Genomic DNA, 16,574 nt, shown 5'->3' with positions numbered 1-16,574 from the left:
CCAGGACCGGGGGAATTTTAGAACAACGGTGTGGCCGGGGCGGGCCCCACGCGGTCAGGCCGACAGGGTGCGGGGCGCCCCGGTGCCGGTACCTTCGGCGCCGGTCTGCTCACCCTGGGTGACGGCGCTGGTGATGTCGTGCTGGACGTCGAAGAGTCTGCGCACCCCCAGGGCGTTGATCACCCGGTTGACATGGGCCCCGCCGGGCCCGGCGTCCATCCCGTCGGCGGGCAGGATCAGCCGCAGCCGTCCCTGGCAGGAGCGCAGCAGCCGACGGGTGGCGATCAGTACGCCGACCCCGCTGGAGTCGCAGAAGACCACGTCGGAGAGGTCGACCACGACCTGGCGACGTCCCTCGGCGACCGCCTCGTGCACCCGCTGCCGCAGCAGCGGTGAGGACACCAGGTCCAGCTCGCCCGACACCCGGAGCACGGTCCAATCACCGTGCTCATCGCCGGTCACCTTGAACGCCACCACCATGCCCTTCGCTCGCCAGAAAGCCCCGGACCGCCAGGCAACCGGAAGCCGTTCCCACGCCTCCCTGCCGCACGGCTGCCCAGCCGCCGTTCCCTGAAACGCTCTCGCGAAAACGAAGAGTCGTCGAGAAAGGCTTGTTTCAGTCGACTTCGATCCTGTTCGATCGTATTTGTAGAGCGTCTGATCATTCAGTCGGTGGGTAGGCAAGACAGAAGCCGTGAGGTGTACGAAAGGTCGCCGGACATCCGTCAGACACCCCCTAGGGGCGTGCGTTGCCACAAAGGGGCGTGCGTGGTCAGACGTGCCGACTACATTCGAGACCAAGGCAGGCGCACGCTGATCACGGCACGGACATCGGCACGGGAAAGGGGCCGCATGGCGCAGAAGGGCACACCACTGCGCTGGGACCGCAAGATGCAGCAACGGCTCGCCCGCGGGGAGGCCGCGGCCCTCGGCGAGCTGTACGACCGCTTCGCCTCGCTGGTGCACGGGCTGGCCCACCGGGTGCTGGACGACGAGCGCGGGGCCGACGGCGTCACGCGCCAGGTCTTCGCCCATGTCTGGGAGCACCCCGACAGCTACGACCCCAAGCAGGGTCCGCTGCGCACCTGGGTGGCCGCGCTCACCCACCGGTTCGCCGTGCAGCGGCTGCGCGCCACCGAGTCCGCCGCCCTCGCCGACGGCGACACCAGCGCGGAGGAACTGGAGCGCACGGTCCGCAGCGCCTCCGTCGCCGCCCGCGCCGACTACATCGTGCAGTCGATGCCGGCGCCCCTGCGGGCCGCGCTGGAACTGGCCTACTTCCAGCGCCGTGACTACCGCCAGACCGCGACCGACCTCGGCGTCACCGAGGACGAGGCCCGGCGCCGGCTGCGCCTCGGCCTCCAACTGCTCGCCACCGCCCACGACGCCGGGAACCCCGGCACCCCGCCCGGCTACGGAGGTGCGGCGTGAGCGCGTACGACGAGCGCGGCGGACCGGGCGGCGAGGACCCCGGCGAACCCGGGGACCGGCGCAAGCGGGACGACGACGCGTTCTCGTCCGACGGCGCGGACGCCTCCGGCCCCGGCACGGGGTCCGGCGACCGCACGCCCCGTATACCCCTGCCCCGCGCCGCCGTGGAGGACGGCGGTCCGCTCCCCGACCTGTCCGCGCCGCCGCCCGCGCTGAGCCACCGGGTGCTGAAGTCGCTGCTCGGCGCGTGGGCGCTGGCCGCGTGCTCGGCGGACGAGGCCAGGGCCGTCGAGGAGCACCTCGGCTCGTGCGGGACCTGCGCCGACGAGGCGCTGCGGCTGCGTGAGGCGGTCGGACTGCTGCACCCGCCGGAGTCCCTCGACCTGGACCCGGCGCTGCGCACCCGGGTCCTCGACCACTGTCTCGACCGCCGCCCGCCGCGCATCCCGATCCCGTCCTGGGCGAAGCCGTTCGACGCCGAGGCCGCGCGGCTGGACGCGCTGCTCCAGGACTTCGGGGACGCGGAGTGGCACGCTCCGGTGCGGCTGCGGTGGTTCGACGGGGTGGCGCAGGCCAGCCGGCGGACCACGGTCGCCGGGGTCATCGCCCATCTGATGGCCGTCGACGGTCTGATCGCGCTGGCGCTCGGCCTGACCGACCCGCTGGGCAAGGCACCGCAGGGGGTCACGACCCCGGCGGGGCGGACCGAGGCGTACTGGAAGGCGTCGCACTTCCCGCCCACCCGCTCGGTGCGCGGACCGTGGCGGGAGCAGGTGCACGGGATCGTCCGGACGGTGGCGTTCACCGGCGGCGGCGCGGGTCGCCTCCCGGTGTCGTACGGCGATTTCGCGCTGCCGCTGCACGATGCGATGACCGACCGGGCGTTCGAGTGCTGGGTGCACGCGGAGGACATCGCGGAGGCGGTCGACTATCCCTACGACCCGCCCGCGCCTCGCCATCTGCACGACATGGTCGACCTGGCGGCACGCATGCTGCCGACCTCCCTGGCCGCGCGTCGGCGGGCCGGGCTGTCGGGACCGGGGGACTCGGTACGGCATCTGGTGGCGGCGGGCGAGCCGGGGCGCAGTGTGCGGCTGGAGATCGAGGGGTCGGGCGGCGGGGAGTGGCTGGTGCCGCTGGACTCTCCGGCGGCGGTGGGGTCGTCGGCGCACGAGGTGGCGCATGTGGCGCTGGACGGGGTGGAGTTCTGCCATCTCGCCGCGGGGCGGATGGAGCCGGAGGAGGCGGTCGCGGGCCAGTCCGGCGACCGCACCGCGATCAAGGAACTCCTGTACGCAACGGCGAGCTTGAGCCGCTTGTAGAACGCCGGGGGCTTTCGGGGGCGGGGAGGGGGACGCTTTCAGGGGCGCGGGGAACCGCGCACAGGAGTGAAAGTGAAGGGTGCGATCGAAACGCAGGGGCAGGTCAACGCCCCCTGCGCCGCCCCACCCGCACCCGAAACCCCCGTTACGCGAACACCACCGTCCGGCGTCCGTTCAGCAGAATCCTCCGCTCCGCATGCCACTTCACGGCCCGCGCCAGCGCCTGGCACTCGACATCCCGCCCCACCGCCACCAGCTGATCCGGGGTGACACCATGCCCCACCCGCTCGACCTCCTGCTCGATGATCGGCCCCTCGTCGAGATCCGCGGTCACATAGTGCGCCGTCGCCCCGATCAGCTTCACACCCCGCGCATGAGCCTGGTGATAAGGCTTCGCGCCCTTGAAGCTCGGCAGGAAGGAGTGGTGGATGTTGATGATCCGCCCGTTCAGCTGCTTGCACAGGTCGTCGGAGAGCACCTGCATATAACGCGCCAGCACGACCAGCTCCACGCCCTCCTCCCGGACGATCTCCAGCAGCCGCGCCTCCGCCTCCGCCTTGGTGTCCCGGGTGACCGGAATGTGATGGAAGGGAACGTCGTACGAACCCACCAGTTCGGCGAAGTCCGTGTGGTTGGAGACCACCGCCGCGATCTCGACCGGCAGCGCCCCGATCCGGGCCCGGAACAGCAGATCGTTCAGACAGTGCCCGAACTTGCTGACCATGAGCACGACCCGCATCTTCTCGTCGGCCCGGTGGATCTGCCAGTCCATCTGGAAGGAGTCCCCGATCGCCGCGAAGCTGGCCCGCAGCTTGTCCACCGTGACCGGCGGCTCCGCCGAGAAGTGCACCCGCATGAAGAACAGCCCCGTGTCATGGTCACCGAACTGCTGGCTGTCCTCGATGTTGCAGCCGGTCATGAAGAGATAGCTCGACACGGCGTGCACGATGCCCTGCTTGTCCGGGCAGGAGAGCGTGAGGACGTACTGGTCGCCGAGCGCCGCGGCTCGGCTGGGGGGCTGCTCGTTCATGCAGCACAGGGTCCCATATCCGGGCCCCCGGACAGCCCGGCGTCCACGCCCGCCCCACCGGGGCGGGGAGGGTCACGCCGAGCGGGTCATGATCCGCAGCACTTCCAGCGTCCGCGGCGGCGCGTCCGGGTCCTCCCCGTCGCTCACGGCCATCCGCACATGCGCGTCCCGCGCCGCACGGACCGCTTCCGGCCAGGCGGGATGCTCGACGTACGAGGAGACCGGCGCGTCCGGGCCGACCTGGTGCATGATCCGCAGCACCCGCAGCACCGCGGTGTCGACGAGCGCCGCCTCCTGCGAGTCGCGGAATATCGTGCCGACGTATTTCTCGGCGGACCAGTTGTCCAGCCAGGTGTCCTCGACCAGGCGGTACACGGCGTCGGTGACGTCCCCGTACCCCTCGGTACCGGCCAGCCAGACGTCCCGCTGGAACACCGGGTCGGAGAGCATGTGCAGCGCGGAGCGCACATTGCTGCGCCAGCGCCACCACGGCATGTCGTTGAGCGGCATGCCGCCCATGGTGGAGGAGCGACGGCCGCGACGGGAAGTGTTCTCCGAACCTTGCACGGTCACCGATCGTACGTTCCTCGCCGCCGACCCCGCATCGCCCCCCGTAATTCACCTGCGCGTCACCAGGTATTGACCAAGGGTCACGCTCTGGTTAGCGATGTGGCGGAATCGTGCAGAACCATGACCGGCAGGCGCCTCCCCCGAAGCACTTTCCCTTCCGCCTCACCCGCCGCACCCGCCTCACCGTCGTCCTCCTGTAGGACGACCGGGCCCGTGGCCGGCCCGGCGGCGCGGCCCCCGCGCACCGGCGTCCGGCTGGCCGCCGCCCTGCTCGCCTGTGCCTCCCTCACCGTCGGCTGCGGCGCCGTCCCGGGCCTGTCCGGCGGCGAGGACTCCACCGACATCACCGTGATGACCTGGGCCCCGGAGGACACCGACGCGACCAACAAACCGGGCATGCCGGCCTTCGCCAGCGCCTACGCCCGCTGGATCAACGCCAACGGCGGCCTCGGCGGCCGTAAGCTGCGCGTGCTGACCTGCAACGACGACAACAGCGGGGTCGGCGCCGCCAAATGCGCCCGGCGCGCGGTCAAGGAGCAGGCGGTCGCCGTCGTCGGCTCGTACAGCCAGCACGCCGACTCGTTCTTCCCCATCCTGGAAGGCTCCGGCATCCCCTACATAGGCGGCTACGGCACCACCAGCGCCGAGTTCACCTCCCCGCTGTCCTACCCGGTCAACGGCGGTCAGCCGGTGCTGCTGGCCGGGCTCGGCAACGAGCTGGCCAAGCAGTGCGACGCGACCGTCCTGGTCCGCCCGGACACCATCGCCGGTGACGAACTGCCGCCGCTGCTCAACGCGGGCCTGACCACCGGCGGCCACCCGGAGGCCACCGACGTCCGGGCCCCCGAGGACGCCACCGCCTACAACAGCGCGGCCCAGCAGGCGCTGGACCGGGCCACCGCCGACGAGACCGCGCGGGGCTGTGTCGTCCCCGCGCTCGGCGACCGCACCAGCACCTACATGGACTCCTTCCGCCGGGTCCGCGAGGAGTACCCGGAGGTGGCCACCGGCACCGTCCTTGGCAGCGTCGACCAGACCGTCATCGACGCCTCCGGCGGCCGGTCCGGCCCCTACGAGGGGTCGTACGTGACCAGTTGGTACCCGGTGGCCACGGACAAGCGCTGGGACGCGATGAAGAAGGTGATCAGCGAGCAGGCGTTCACCGACACCCGGATCGACACCGGGGACGCGGGCGTGCAGACCACCTGGATCGCCTACACCGTGTTCAAGGCGGTCGCCGACAAGATCGGCGGCGGCGATGTCAGCGCCGACACCGTACGCCGCACCCTGGACTCCGGGATCACGATCGACACCGGGGGGCTGACGCCGGCGCTGCGCTGGCAGTTCTCCGACAAGCTGGGCTCGGTCGGCTTCCCGCGCCTGGTCAACGCCAACGCCACGCTCCAGGTGGTACGCGAGGGCCAGCTGGTCGCGGCCCGGAACGGTTTCATCGATGTGACGCAGACCCTGTCCAACGCCGTCACCTGAGCCACCGCCCCGGCCCGCTCACAGCTGGGTCGGGGTCCGCTCGGTCAGCCCGTACTGCTTGGCGACGGCGTTCCACAGCGCCGCGGCCTTCTCCTTCTCGGCGGTGGCGGTGCCGCTGGCCCGGTTCCCGGCCTGGGTCTGGCCGGTGGACCTGGCCTGGCCGCCCTTGCGGCAGGACTTCTTGTCCCCCGCGACCTGGTCGGCCCAGGCCGCGTAGTGGTCGTCGGCCGACGCGGACGCCTGCCACGCCTTGGTCAGCGCGGTGGTCAGCGCGGCGTGCTCGGGCAACTGGTCGACGGAGATCCCCGACAGCCGGGTGACCAGCGAGGTGCGCTGCGCGGCGGCGTCCCGCAGATCCCGCGCCGCCTTGCCGAGGTCCTTGCACTGCTTCACGTCCGCCACCGCGTTGATCACCGTCGTACGGCTGGTGCCGCTGTCGGCGAGCAGCTTGTCCAGTTCCTCGGCCTGGGCCCGCACCGGGTCGGCGGACGGCGACGGCGCCGCCGACTCCGCGCCGGTCTCGGGCGCGGTCGCCGACACGGTCCTCGGCGCCGGGTCGGCACCGCCCCCGCCACCGCCCATCAGCGCGCCCGCGCCGACCCCCACGACCACGATCCCGACGCCGACGGCCGCGAGCATCGGCACCTTCGATCCGCTGCGACCGCTCCGGCGCCCCCCGTCGTCACCCCGCCCGGCGGCCCGCCGACGGCCGCCTCCGCCGTCGTACGGCCCGGCGGGCGCGGGGCGGCCGGGCTGCGCGTCGATGCGCGGAAGCTGCTGGGTGGCGGGGGCGGGCTCGTCCCGGAAGAGCCCGGCGAACTCGGCGGGCGGCCCGGCGGGACCCGCGCCGCCGGTGACCGGCGGGATGAACTGCGTGGCCTCGGCGTCCGGGTGCCCGGCGCCCTGCGGCTGCTGGTGCGGCTGCTGCGGCTGGGGCTGCTGCTGCCGGGGGCCGGTGCCCAGGTACGCGGTGGTCTCGGCGGACGGCTGGGCCTGCGCCGCACCCGGCGGCACCTCGGGCGGCAGCGCGCCCGGCCCGACCGGCGGCAGATACTGCGTGGCCGCAGCGTCCCCGCCGGGCGCGGCCGGAACGGACGGAACGGGCGGGATGAACTGCGTCGCCGCGGAATCCCCGGCGGGGACAGGCGGAATGAACTGCGTCGCCGCGGAATCTCCGGCCGGGACCGGCGGGATGAACTGAGTCGCCGCCGAATCCCCCGCCGGAACCGGCGGAATGAACTGCGTCGCCGCCGAATCCCCGGCGGGGACAGGCGGAATGAACTGCGTGGCGCCGTCGTCCCCGGGTGGCAGCGCTCCCGCGCCCGCACCGGGCACCGGCGGCAGATACCGCGTCGCCTGGTCCTGCACGGACGGCAGCGCGCCCCCGTGCGACGGCGACTGCGGCTGCGACTGCGACTGCGCCGGGTAGCCGGGACCGGGGTCATAGGCAGGGCTCGCGCCGTACCCGGAGGCCCCGTCCTGGTAGGCGCCGGGACCGGCGTCGCCGTACCCGGCCGGGGAGCCGTCGTAGCCCTGGCCGCCGTATGTCTGCGCGCCCTCCGGGGGCAGTGGGCCCGGGTGCGGGCCGGACCAGGCGCCCGCGTCGGACTGGGCGTCGCCCCAGGGGCGGCCCTCGGCGGGCGGCGGGGTCCCCCAGGGCTGGTCGGCGGGCGGGGCGCCCGGCCGGTCCGGGCCCCACGGCTGCTCCCAGGACTGGGCGCCCGGGGGCGCCGCCGGGGGTATCGCACCGCCGCCGGGCGGTACCGGCGCGGGGCCGCCCGACTGGTTCAGCATCCCCGGAAGCAGGGGCTCACCGCCGTCGGAGGGCAGCACGATGCCTTCGTGCGCGGGCCGCGCCGAGGGCTCCTCGCCCTGTCCACTCTGCGTCACCGGGACTCCTACGAATGGGGGACCTTCGGAATCGTCGGCTCACGCTACCGGGTCCTCCGAGCCCGGTGCCACGCAGCACAGGGCACGGGGACCGTGCCCTGTGACCGCCGTTACGCGACGGGCCCGCCGCGCGGCCCCGACGCCACCTCCCGTCCGCCCGGACCGCGTTCCCCGGGCGTCCGTCCGGCGCGCCGGGGACCGTTCACGCGGCCTGCTGGAGATCCATCCGCGCCCCGAACTCCCGGACCACCGGCTCCTCCCGGTACGGCTCCAGCCGCTGCTGGAAGTCCTCCAGATACTCGGCGCCCCGGTTGGAGCGCAGTGAACCGAGCAGTTCCACGGCCTTCAGACCGGTGCTGCACGCCTCCTCGATCTCGCGTTTCTGCACCTGTGCGGTGGCCAGCAGGACATAGCCGATGGCCCGTCTGCGCGCCCGGCTCACGGCGTGCCGGTCCAGCGACTCCTGGGCGCACCGGGCCGCCGCGTCGGCCTGGCCGAGGTCACGGTGGCAGTGCGCCAACTCGTCGGCGAGATACGCCTCGTCGAAGTGCGCGATCCACACCGGGTCGTCCCCGGAGTCCGGTTCGACCCGGTCCAGCGCGGCGACCGCCCGCCCGGCGGCGTTCTGCGCGGAGCGCGCGTCACCGAGCAGCGCGTGCCCACGCGCCTCGGCGGCGTGGAACATCGCCTCCGCGCGCGGTGTGACCTGTCCGCGCGCCCCTTCCTGCGCGGCGCGCGCCAACTGGGAGATCTCGCGCGGGTTCCCGAGCTGGGCGGCGAGATGGCTCATGGACGCGGCCAGCACATATCCGCCGTACCCGCGGTCGCCCGCGGCCTGGGCGAGACGCAGCGCCTGGATGTAGTAGCGCTGGGCCAGCCCCGGTTGGCCGGTGTCGACGGCCATGTACCCGGCGAGTTCGGTCAACCGCGCGACCGCGGCGAACAGTTCCCGGCCGACCGCCTCCCGGTAGGAGCCGGCCAGTAATCCGGAGACGACGCTGTTGAGGTAGTGCACGACGACCGGGCGCACATGCCCGCTCCCGTACTGGTGGTCGAGGTCGACGAGGGCCTGGGTCATGGCCCGTACGGCGGCCACGTCGGACAGACCCACGCGCGGTCCCGCCGAGCGGGCGACCTGGGTGTCCGGTGTGGAGATCAGCCAGTCCCGGCTGGGTTCGACCAGCGCGGAGGCGGCGACGGAGGAGCCGGACAGGAAGTCCCGCCGCCCCACGTCGCTGCGCCACAGCTCACAGACCTGCTCGATGGCTCCCAGTACTGTCGGCGAGAACTGGAGACCGACCCCCGAGGCGAGGTTCTTGCCGTTGGCCATGCCGATCTCGTCGATCGTGACCGTACGGCCGAGCTTGCGGCCGAGTGCCTCGGCGATGATCGCGGGGGCGCGGCCCCGCGGCTGCTGTCCGCGCAGCCAGCGCGCCACGGACGTCTTGTCGTACCGGAGATCTAGTCCGTGCTCGGCACCGCACATGTTGACCCGGCGGGCGAGCCCTGCGTTCGAGCAGCCCGCTTCCTGGATGAGCGCTTGCAGCCGTTCATTGGGCTGCCGCGCGACGAGTGGCCTAGCGGCCATGGGCCTACCCCCTGCTTTCTGGCGACAACGGTGCTTGCCCGCGCACCTGGTTGACGTGACTTTCCGACCGGAACTCTTCGCATCCCGCCCGTCTCGCGCCGGTCTCTCGTCCGTCTCTGCCACGGGAAGGCGCCGAATGTTTCCGGCTGTGAAGATCAGTGCCCAGTGGACATACCGCTAATGCGAGACATGCGAGGATTGCCGGGTCAAAAGCGGATGACGCCCCCACAAGGGACTACCCAGGCCCCGCCGCGGAGCCTCCCGCGCGCCCCCACCCGTGCACCCATGCGCCCCAGACGCTGTACGGATGCCCCTCCCCGGCGCGCGCAACAGCCGTAACCCGCGATTAGCCTGGTAGTTGTGTTGAGCGTGGAAGAGACGATCGCGGGCACCGATGCCGCCCAAATCCCCCAACAGCGCGGGGAATCCCTGCTGGAGACAGCCGTACGGTATGCCGAGGAGCGCCACTGGGACGTGTTCCCCGGCACCTGGCTGGAAGCAGTCGACGGGGTGCAGCGCTGCTCGTGCGCCGACCCGGCGTGCGATGCGCCCGGTGCGCATCCCGCGCGCCCCGACTGGGCGAGCGTGGCCACCGGCAGCGCGACCGTCGCCCGCCGGATGTGGCAGAAACAGCCCACCGCGTCGATCCTGCTGCCGACCGGGCGCACCTTCGACGCGATCTCCGTGCCGGAGACGGCGGGGTTCCTGGCGCTCGCCCGGATGGAGCGGATGGAGCTGACGCTCGGGCCGGTGACGCTGACGCCGGACCGGCGGATGCGGTTCTTCGTGCTGCCGGGGGGGTCCGTGAAGATTCCGGATCTGGTGCGGAAGCTGGGGTGGCTGCCGTCGTCGCTCGATCTGATCGCGCTCGGTGAGGGCGGGTACGTGGCGGCTCCGCCGACGCGGTTCGGGTCCGGGGGGGCTGTTCAGTGGGCCTGTCGGCCCACGCCCGCGAATCGGTGGTTGCCGGATGCGGAGGAAATGATCTCGGCGCTTGCTTATGCGTGCGGGAGGGATCGGTAGCGCGGTTCGTTGGTTGGTGGGTTGATCATGTGTCGGCGGCCGTCCGTTTGTGGGCGGTCGCCTTTCGTTTGCGTGGTTGGTGTCTATTTGCGGCTTTCTGTCCGTTGTGTCTGGTCGCGCAGTTCCTCCCCCAGAGGGGGTACCCCCAGCGCCCCTAAAAGCCCTCTGACGGCACCGTAAGGTTTCGGGTATGACCTCTGCTGTGCGTATTTCTGGTCTCTGGAAGCGGTTCGGGGACCATGTCGCCGTCGGGGGGATCGATCTCGATCTGCCCGCCGGGAAGTTCATCGGGCTGGTGGGGCCGAACGGGGCCGGGAAGACCACCACCCTGTCCATGGTGACCGGGCTGCTCCGGCCCGATCAGGGGACCGTCGAGGTCGTCGGGCATGACGTCTGGCGGGACCCGGTGGAGGTCAAGGCGCGGATCGGGGTGCTGCCCGAGGGGCTGCGGCTGTTCGAGCGGCTGTCGGGGCGGGAGCTGCTCGCCTACACCGGGCGGCTGCGCGGGCTGCCCGGCGACGAGGTCGACAAGCGGGCCACGCAGCTGTTGGACGTGCTCGACCTTGCGGGCGCCCAGCACAAGCTGGTCGTGGACTACTCGACCGGGATGCGCAAGAAGATCGGGCTCGCCTCGGCGCTGCTGCACAACCCCGAGGTGCTCTTCCTGGACGAGCCCTTCGAGGGGGTCGACCCGGTCTCCGCGCAGATCATCCGGGGCGTCCTGGAGCGCTACACCGCCTCCGGCGCCACCGTCGTCTTCTCCTCCCATGTGATGGAGCTGGTGGAGTCGCTGTGCGACTGGGTCGCCGTGATGGCGGCCGGACGCATCCGGGCCCGGGGCCCGCTGGCCGAGGTGCGCGGCGACGCCCCGACGCTCCAGCAGGCGTTCCTCGAACTGGTCGGCGCGGGCGCCCGGGACACCGGGTCCGATCTGGACTGGCTCGGCGGCGGCGCCCGATGACCGCGATCACCTCACCGACCTCACCAGCCACGCTGACCTCCACCTTCGTACGGCTGAAGCTGTCGCTGCTGCGCAATGGGCTGCGGCAGTCCGGCGGGCGGCGGTTCGCGTTCGTGTCGTCGGCGGTCGTGGTGCTGCTGTTCGCCGCGCTTCAGCTGCTCGGGCTGATCGCGCTGCGCGGACATGCGCACGCGGATGCCGTGGTCGTGCTGCTGGCCGCCGTGATGGGGCTGGGCTGGGCGGTGATGCCGCTGTTCTTCCCGAGCGGCGACGAGACGCTCGACCCGACCCGGCTGGTGATGCTGCCGCTGCGGGCCGGGCCGCTGGTACGGGCGCTGCTGGTGGCCTCGCTGGTCGGGATCGGGCCGGTGTTCACGCTGCTGCTGTTCACCGGCTCGGTGATCGCGGTGGCGCACGGTCCGGCCGCGTACGCCGTCGCGGTGGTCGCGGTCGCGCTGGGGCTGCTGGTGTGCGTGGCGCTGGCGCGGGCCGTCGCCGCCGCGAACATCCGGCTGCTGAGCAGCCGCAAGGGCCGCGATCTGGCGGTGCTCAGCGGGCTGGTGATCGCGGTCGGGGCGCAGTTCGTCAACTTCGGGGTGCAGCGGCTGGGCAGCTCGGGGCTCGGGCAGCTCGATCCGGCGGCCGAGGTGCTGCGCTGGATTCCGCCGGCCTCGGCGATCGGCGCGGTGGACTCCGTCAGCCGGGGGGCGTACGGCACGGCCGCGCTCCAGCTCGCGCTGAGCGCCGGGGCGGTGGCGGTGGCGGTCGCCGTCTGGGCGCGGCATCTGAACCGGCTGATGACCGCGCCGGACGGCTCCACGCTCCAGGCGGCGAGCGAGAAGTCCGTACGGGACCGGGGCGACACCGGGGTCGCACGGCTGCTGCCGGGCGGGCGGACCGGGACGGTGATGGAGCGCAGCCTGCGCTATGTCTGGCGGGACCCGAAGACCAAGGCCGCGTGGGTGACGTCGCTGGCGATCGGGCTGATCGTGCCGGTGTTCAACGCGTTGCAGGGCACCGGGTCGGTGTACTTCGCGTGTTTCGCGGCCGGGATGCTCGGCGTGCAGATGTACAACCAGTTCGGGCAGGACACCTCCGCGTTCTGGATCGTCGCGCTGACCATTTCGTCGCGGCGGGACGCGTATGTGGAGCTGCGGGCGCGGGCGCTGGCGCTGCTGGTGATCACGCTGCCGTACGCGACGCTGGTGACCGTGATGACGACGGTGCTGCTCCGCGACTGGGAGCGGCTGCCGGAGGTTCTGGGGCTGTCGTTCGCGCTGTTGGGGGCGATGCTGGCCACCGGGGCGTGGAGTTCGGCGCGGTATCCGTACTCGATTCCTCAGGAGGGGTACAAGAACGTGGCCCCTGGGCAGAGCGGGCTGGCGTTCATGTCGATCTTCGGGGGGATGGTGGCGGCGGCGTTGCTGTGTGCGCCGGTGATCGTGTTGACGGTGGTGCTGCGGACGACTGCGGGTGGGGATGCGTGGGGTTGGGTGTTGTTGCCGGTGGGGGCGGTGTACGGGGTGGGGGTTGCCTGGGCGGGGTTGCGGCTTGCGGCGCCTCGGGTGGCTCGGTGTCTGCCGGAGATTTTGGGTGCGGTGAGTAAGGGGTGACGGGGGCTCCGCCAGGTTTTCGGGTGCGGGTGGGTGGGGGCTGGTCGCGCAGTTCCTCCCCCAGAGGGGGTACCCCCAGCGCCCCTATCGATCTCCACAGGCACGCGGAAAGGTGCGGGTGGGTGGGGGCTGAGCGCGCAGTTCCCCGCGCCCCTAAGGGCAGGGCGTTGCGCCCCGGCTAGATCGAAGGTGTGCCCGCGTCCCCGGGCCGCAGGGCGCTGCGCCCCAGCCACGTCGAGCAGCCCCCGCGCCCGGGAAAGCAGGGCCTCGGGCCACGCACGGATCGAGTAGCCCCCGTGCCCCAGAAAGCAAGGCGTCGGGTCCCGCCCGGATCGAGCAGCCCCGTGCCCCGGAAAGCAAGGCGTCGCGCCCCGCCCGGATCGCCGAGTGTCCGCTCCGGTCTTCAGTCCAGGCGGTCCAGGAATGGTTCGATCGCTGTGCGCCAGGCGGCTGGCTGGTCGTAGTGGACCAGGTGGCCGGCGTCGGGGACCTCGGCGTACTCGCCGTGGGGGAGGACGCGGACCATTTCCTGGGCCTCGGCGCGGCCCAGCTCGCCGTCCAGGCCGCGGACGACCAGGGTGGGGCAGCGGACGGAGGACAGGTCGTCCCAGTGGGCGTCGTACACCCAGGTCTCGCGGGTCTCCAGCATCTGGTCCGGGTCGAAGACCGGGCGCCAGCCGTCCGCGGACTCGTGCATGACCTCGGCGTAGAACTCGCCGCGCGCGGTGCTCGGGCGCTCCACCCAGGGGTCGTCCTCGCCGAACCACTTGCGGACGTCGGCGAGCGTGGCGAACGGCAGGGGCCAGGAGCGGAACCAGTCGGCCCACTCGCGCTGCGACGCGGCGCCCAGCGCGGACGCCCGCATGTCGCAGATGATCAGCCCGCGCACCAGATCCGGGCGTCGCGCGGCGAGCTGCCAGCCGGTGAGCGCTCCCATCGCGTGGCCGACGAGGACCACGGGGGCGAGTCCGAGCTGCTCCAGCGCCGCCTCGGCGTCCTCGACGTACGCCTCACGGGTGAACGCGGCCCTTGGCGGCTTCTCGCTCTGTCCGTGTCCCCGCTGGTCGAGGGCGACCGCGCGGTGCCGCTCGGAGAGCCAGCGGGCGGTGGAGGCCCAGTGCGAGGCCCGGCCCATCAGTCCATGGAGTAACAGGACCCCGGGGGAGGCTGCGGCGGCCGGGGCGTCTTCGGCTCCGCCGTCCCCCCTGACCGGTTTCTGCGGGTCGCCGAACTCCCAGGCCGCCAGTCGTACCCCGTCCGTACCGTTCACATCGATGCGCCGCGCCATTGCTCCTGGTACCCCCCAAGCTCCGCTCGGCCCGTCCGCCCGCTCCGCCGGAATCTCCTCGGAGGGGCGCGGTCCCCTTCACCGCGTCCTGCCTGCCGTAGTACCGCTCTCCTGTTTCGGGCCGATGTCCGTCACCGTGCCACGGGTGATGCCCCCCGCACACTATCGAATACGCATTCGAAGACGCCGCTTGCGCCGGGAACACCCCTCGTACGAGTGACCCCGCGCCAGGAATGATCGCCGCGGCCTCGGGGAGATCTTCTGCGGGAGGCGGACCGCTCGGGGAAACCGGTCCGCGGGGAACGACCCTGAGAGCTCGGGGCTCCGGGTCGACACAGGGGAGGACAGGCCCCGGCGCCGCATGGCGCCGGGGCCTCCGTGTGTCCGCGGCACATCCGGCACACCCCGCACACCCGGCACATCCGTCCACCCCCTGCGGGCCGCTGCCGGCCTCCGCCGGTCATATGCCTCACGCGACAGCGTGTCACGGGACGGGCCATCGCGCTGCTGTTCGGCACCGCCGGATCAGGATTTGACGCAACGATGGAACAGCCGCCCGCGCGGCCCGTCCGCTGGGCGGCAACTGGCGTCCGGTGAGGGTGGGTTGACGGCTCCGACGGGCTCTGGGACGGGCTCAGCGCTTGGCGACGAACACATGCGACGCGACGTCGGACACCAGCTCCGCCGCCTCACCGCCGCTGCCCACCAGCACCCCGCCCGCGGACTCCGTGACACTCACGACCGAGCCGGGCTGCACTCCCGCGCGGCGCAGGGTGTACATCAGCTGGGCGTCCGTCTGGATGGGCTCGCCGATCCGGCGGACCACGACCGTCTTGCCCTCCAGGCCCGGGTCGAGGTCGGCCAGCGAGACCATGCCCTCGTCCAGGAAGGGGTCGGCGCCGTCCTTCTCGCCCAGCTCCTCCAGGCCCGGGATCGGGTTACCGTACGGCGACTCGGTGGGGTGGCGCAGCAGCTCCAGCACGCGGCGCTCCACCGCCTCGCTCATCACATGCTCCCAGCGGCACGCCTCCGCGTGCACCTGCTCCCACTCCAGGCCGATCACATCGACGAGCAGGCATTCGGCGAGGCGGTGCTTGCGCATCACCCGGGTGGCCAGGCGGCGGCCCTCGTCGGTCAGCTCCAGATGGCGGTCGCTGGCGACCGACACCAGGCCGTCGCGCTCCATCCGCGCCACCGTCTGGCTGACCGTGGGGCCGCTCTGGTCGAGGCGCTCGGCGATCCGGGCGCGCATGGGGACCACACCTTCCTCCTCCAGCTCGAGGATGGTGCGGAGATACATCTCCGTCGTATCGATCAGTCCGGACATACGTGCCCCTCGATGAGATCTGCCGGAGGCTCGACGGCTCTCCGGAGCGTGCGCTGGCCCTGGACTCAATTCTGACGCATACCACTGACAAGCGTGCCGGGCCGGAGGAACGGGGCCGTTCCGGGGACCCCGCGACCGCCACCACCGTACGCGCACCGGGCCCTTCGCCGTATTGACAGCGCGTTGGTCCAGACCGCACGGTGATCCGCGACACGAGGTCAGGCACTGCGAGAGCGAAGGGGCTCTGCATGAGCGACGGCAAGCTGGCCGACCAGTACTTCGACGCTGCGATCGACCTGCTGCGACGGGTCCGGGACGAGGACGCGGAGGCGGTCTCGGCCGCCGGGACGCTCCTCGCCGACACCGTCGCCGAGGGCGGGCGGCTGTTCGCGTTCGGCGCCGGTCACTCCTCGCTCGCCGCGCAGGACATCGTCTATCGCGCGGGCGGGCTGGCCCTGATGAATCTGCTGACCGTACCGGGGGTCGTGGGCGTCGATGTGATGCCCGCCACACTCGGTTCGGCGCTGGAGCGGGTGGACGGTCTGGCCGCCGCCGTACTGGACTCCTCGCCGCTGCGGTCCGGGGACGTACTGATCATCATCTCGCTGTCCGGGCGCAACGCGCTGCCGGTGGAGATGGCCATGAACGCCCGTGCGCTGGGGGTGCGGGTGATCGGGGTGACCTCGGTGGTGTACGCCGAGGAGACCTCGTCCCGGCATGTCTCGGGGACGTACCTCAAGGACCACTGCGACATCGTGCTCGACTCGAGGATCCCGATCGGGGACGCGGAGCTGACCCTGGAGAGCGTCCCGGCGCCGTTCGCGCCCGCGTCGACGGTGGTCACCTCGGCACTGCTCCAGGCGGTCATGGCCACCGCCGCCGGCTCGCTCGCCGACCGCGGCATCGAACCGCCGATGCTGCGGTCGGGCAATGTGGACGGCGGGCACGAGTGGAACGGACGGGTGATGCGGGAGTACGGGGACCGGATCTTCTACCGGCACTGAATCTTCTGCCGGCGCCGAGGGACGGGCGGGCGGCGAGGG

14 protein-coding genes are annotated in these 16,574 nt (G+C 72.2%); 7 read left to right on the top strand and 7 right to left on the bottom strand.

Annotated features, from left to right (window positions below; genetic code table 11):
- Positions 1-54 precede the first annotated feature (54 nt).
- Positions 55-480: an STAS domain-containing protein gene (locus tag AB0D49_RS12595; RefSeq protein ID WP_362755231.1), complete on the bottom strand. Its 426-nt coding sequence runs from the start codon at positions 478-480 to the stop codon at positions 55-57.
- Positions 481-852: 372 nt separating this feature from the next.
- On the opposite strand from AB0D49_RS12595, the gene AB0D49_RS12590 reads away from it, so the two are divergent.
- Complete coding sequence (locus AB0D49_RS12590; RefSeq protein ID WP_362755228.1) at positions 853-1,431, top strand: sigma-70 family RNA polymerase sigma factor; 579 nt, start codon at positions 853-855, stop codon at positions 1,429-1,431.
- Complete coding sequence (locus tag AB0D49_RS12585; protein WP_362755225.1) at positions 1,428-2,753, top strand: zf-HC2 domain-containing protein; 1,326 nt, start codon at positions 1,428-1,430, stop codon at positions 2,751-2,753. The genes AB0D49_RS12590 and AB0D49_RS12585 overlap by 4 nt, the downstream gene beginning before the upstream one ends.
- A 145-nt stretch (positions 2,754-2,898) precedes the next feature.
- Here AB0D49_RS12585 and purU read toward each other — a convergent pair whose 3' ends face one another.
- Together purU and AB0D49_RS12575 are read right to left on the bottom strand one after the other, a co-directional pair.
- The gene (purU, locus tag AB0D49_RS12580; protein ID WP_362755222.1) at positions 2,899-3,783 is read right to left on the bottom strand and encodes a formyltetrahydrofolate deformylase; all 885 of its coding nucleotides are present in this window, start codon (positions 3,781-3,783) and stop codon (positions 2,899-2,901) included.
- Between the two features lie 72 nt (positions 3,784-3,855).
- Positions 3,856-4,356, bottom strand: a complete 501-nt coding sequence (locus AB0D49_RS12575) for a hypothetical protein (protein ID WP_362755218.1) — start codon at positions 4,354-4,356, stop codon at positions 3,856-3,858.
- Positions 4,357-4,473: 117 nt separating this feature from the next.
- Between AB0D49_RS12575 and AB0D49_RS12570 the strand changes: the two genes are divergently transcribed.
- Positions 4,474-5,841: an ABC transporter substrate-binding protein gene (locus AB0D49_RS12570; RefSeq protein ID WP_362755215.1), complete on the top strand. Its 1,368-nt coding sequence runs from the start codon at positions 4,474-4,476 to the stop codon at positions 5,839-5,841.
- 18 nt (positions 5,842-5,859) lie between these two features.
- Here AB0D49_RS12570 and AB0D49_RS12565 read toward each other — a convergent pair whose 3' ends face one another.
- Both AB0D49_RS12565 and AB0D49_RS12560 read right to left on the bottom strand, forming a co-directional pair.
- Positions 5,860-7,731 carry a hypothetical protein gene (locus tag AB0D49_RS12565; protein WP_362755212.1) on the bottom strand — a complete coding sequence of 624 codons (1,872 nt, stop codon included), beginning with the start codon at positions 7,729-7,731 and terminating at the stop codon, positions 5,860-5,862.
- 202 nt (positions 7,732-7,933) lie between these two features.
- A complete protein-coding gene (locus AB0D49_RS12560) occupies positions 7,934-9,319 on the bottom strand; it encodes a transcriptional regulator (RefSeq protein WP_362755209.1) in 1,386 nt (461 codons plus the stop codon).
- Between the two features lie 369 nt (positions 9,320-9,688).
- On the opposite strand from AB0D49_RS12560, the gene AB0D49_RS12555 reads away from it, so the two are divergent.
- The 3 genes from AB0D49_RS12555 to AB0D49_RS12545 all read left to right on the top strand — a co-directional run bounded on the left by AB0D49_RS12555 (position 9,689) and on the right by AB0D49_RS12545 (position 12,916).
- Complete coding sequence (locus AB0D49_RS12555) at positions 9,689-10,342, top strand: bifunctional DNA primase/polymerase (RefSeq protein WP_362755804.1); 654 nt, start codon at positions 9,689-9,691, stop codon at positions 10,340-10,342.
- Positions 10,343-10,532: 190 nt separating this feature from the next.
- Positions 10,533-11,303 carry an ABC transporter ATP-binding protein gene (locus AB0D49_RS12550; protein WP_362755206.1) on the top strand — a complete coding sequence of 257 codons (771 nt, stop codon included), beginning with the start codon at positions 10,533-10,535 and terminating at the stop codon, positions 11,301-11,303.
- Positions 11,300-12,916, top strand: a complete 1,617-nt coding sequence (locus AB0D49_RS12545) for a transporter (protein ID WP_362755203.1) — start codon at positions 11,300-11,302, stop codon at positions 12,914-12,916. The genes AB0D49_RS12550 and AB0D49_RS12545 overlap by 4 nt, the downstream gene beginning before the upstream one ends.
- 403 nt (positions 12,917-13,319) lie before the next feature.
- On the opposite strand, the gene AB0D49_RS12540 is transcribed toward AB0D49_RS12545, so the two are convergent.
- On the bottom strand, positions 13,320-14,204 hold the full coding sequence (locus AB0D49_RS12540) for an alpha/beta hydrolase (protein WP_362755200.1): 885 nt from the start codon (positions 14,202-14,204) through the stop codon (positions 13,320-13,322).
- A gap of 634 nt (positions 14,205-14,838) precedes the next feature.
- Entirely contained in the window at positions 14,839-15,531 is a 693-nt protein-coding gene (locus AB0D49_RS12535) for a metal-dependent transcriptional regulator (RefSeq protein ID WP_362755197.1), read from the bottom strand.
- Between the two features lie 248 nt (positions 15,532-15,779).
- Here AB0D49_RS12535 and AB0D49_RS12530 point away from each other — a divergent pair, with 248 nt between their 5' ends.
- Positions 15,780-16,535, top strand: coding sequence for an SIS domain-containing protein (locus tag AB0D49_RS12530; protein WP_362755194.1), 756 nt, complete (start codon positions 15,780-15,782; stop codon positions 16,533-16,535).
- The last annotated feature ends 39 nt before the right edge of the window (positions 16,536-16,574 follow it).

Source organism: Streptomyces sp. NPDC048290, assembly GCF_040652095.1.
Lineage (GTDB): Bacteria > Actinomycetota > Actinomycetes > Streptomycetales > Streptomycetaceae > Streptomyces.
The sequence above is the reverse complement of the archived record's forward strand: the minus strand, read 5'-3'. Positions and strand labels throughout refer to the sequence as shown.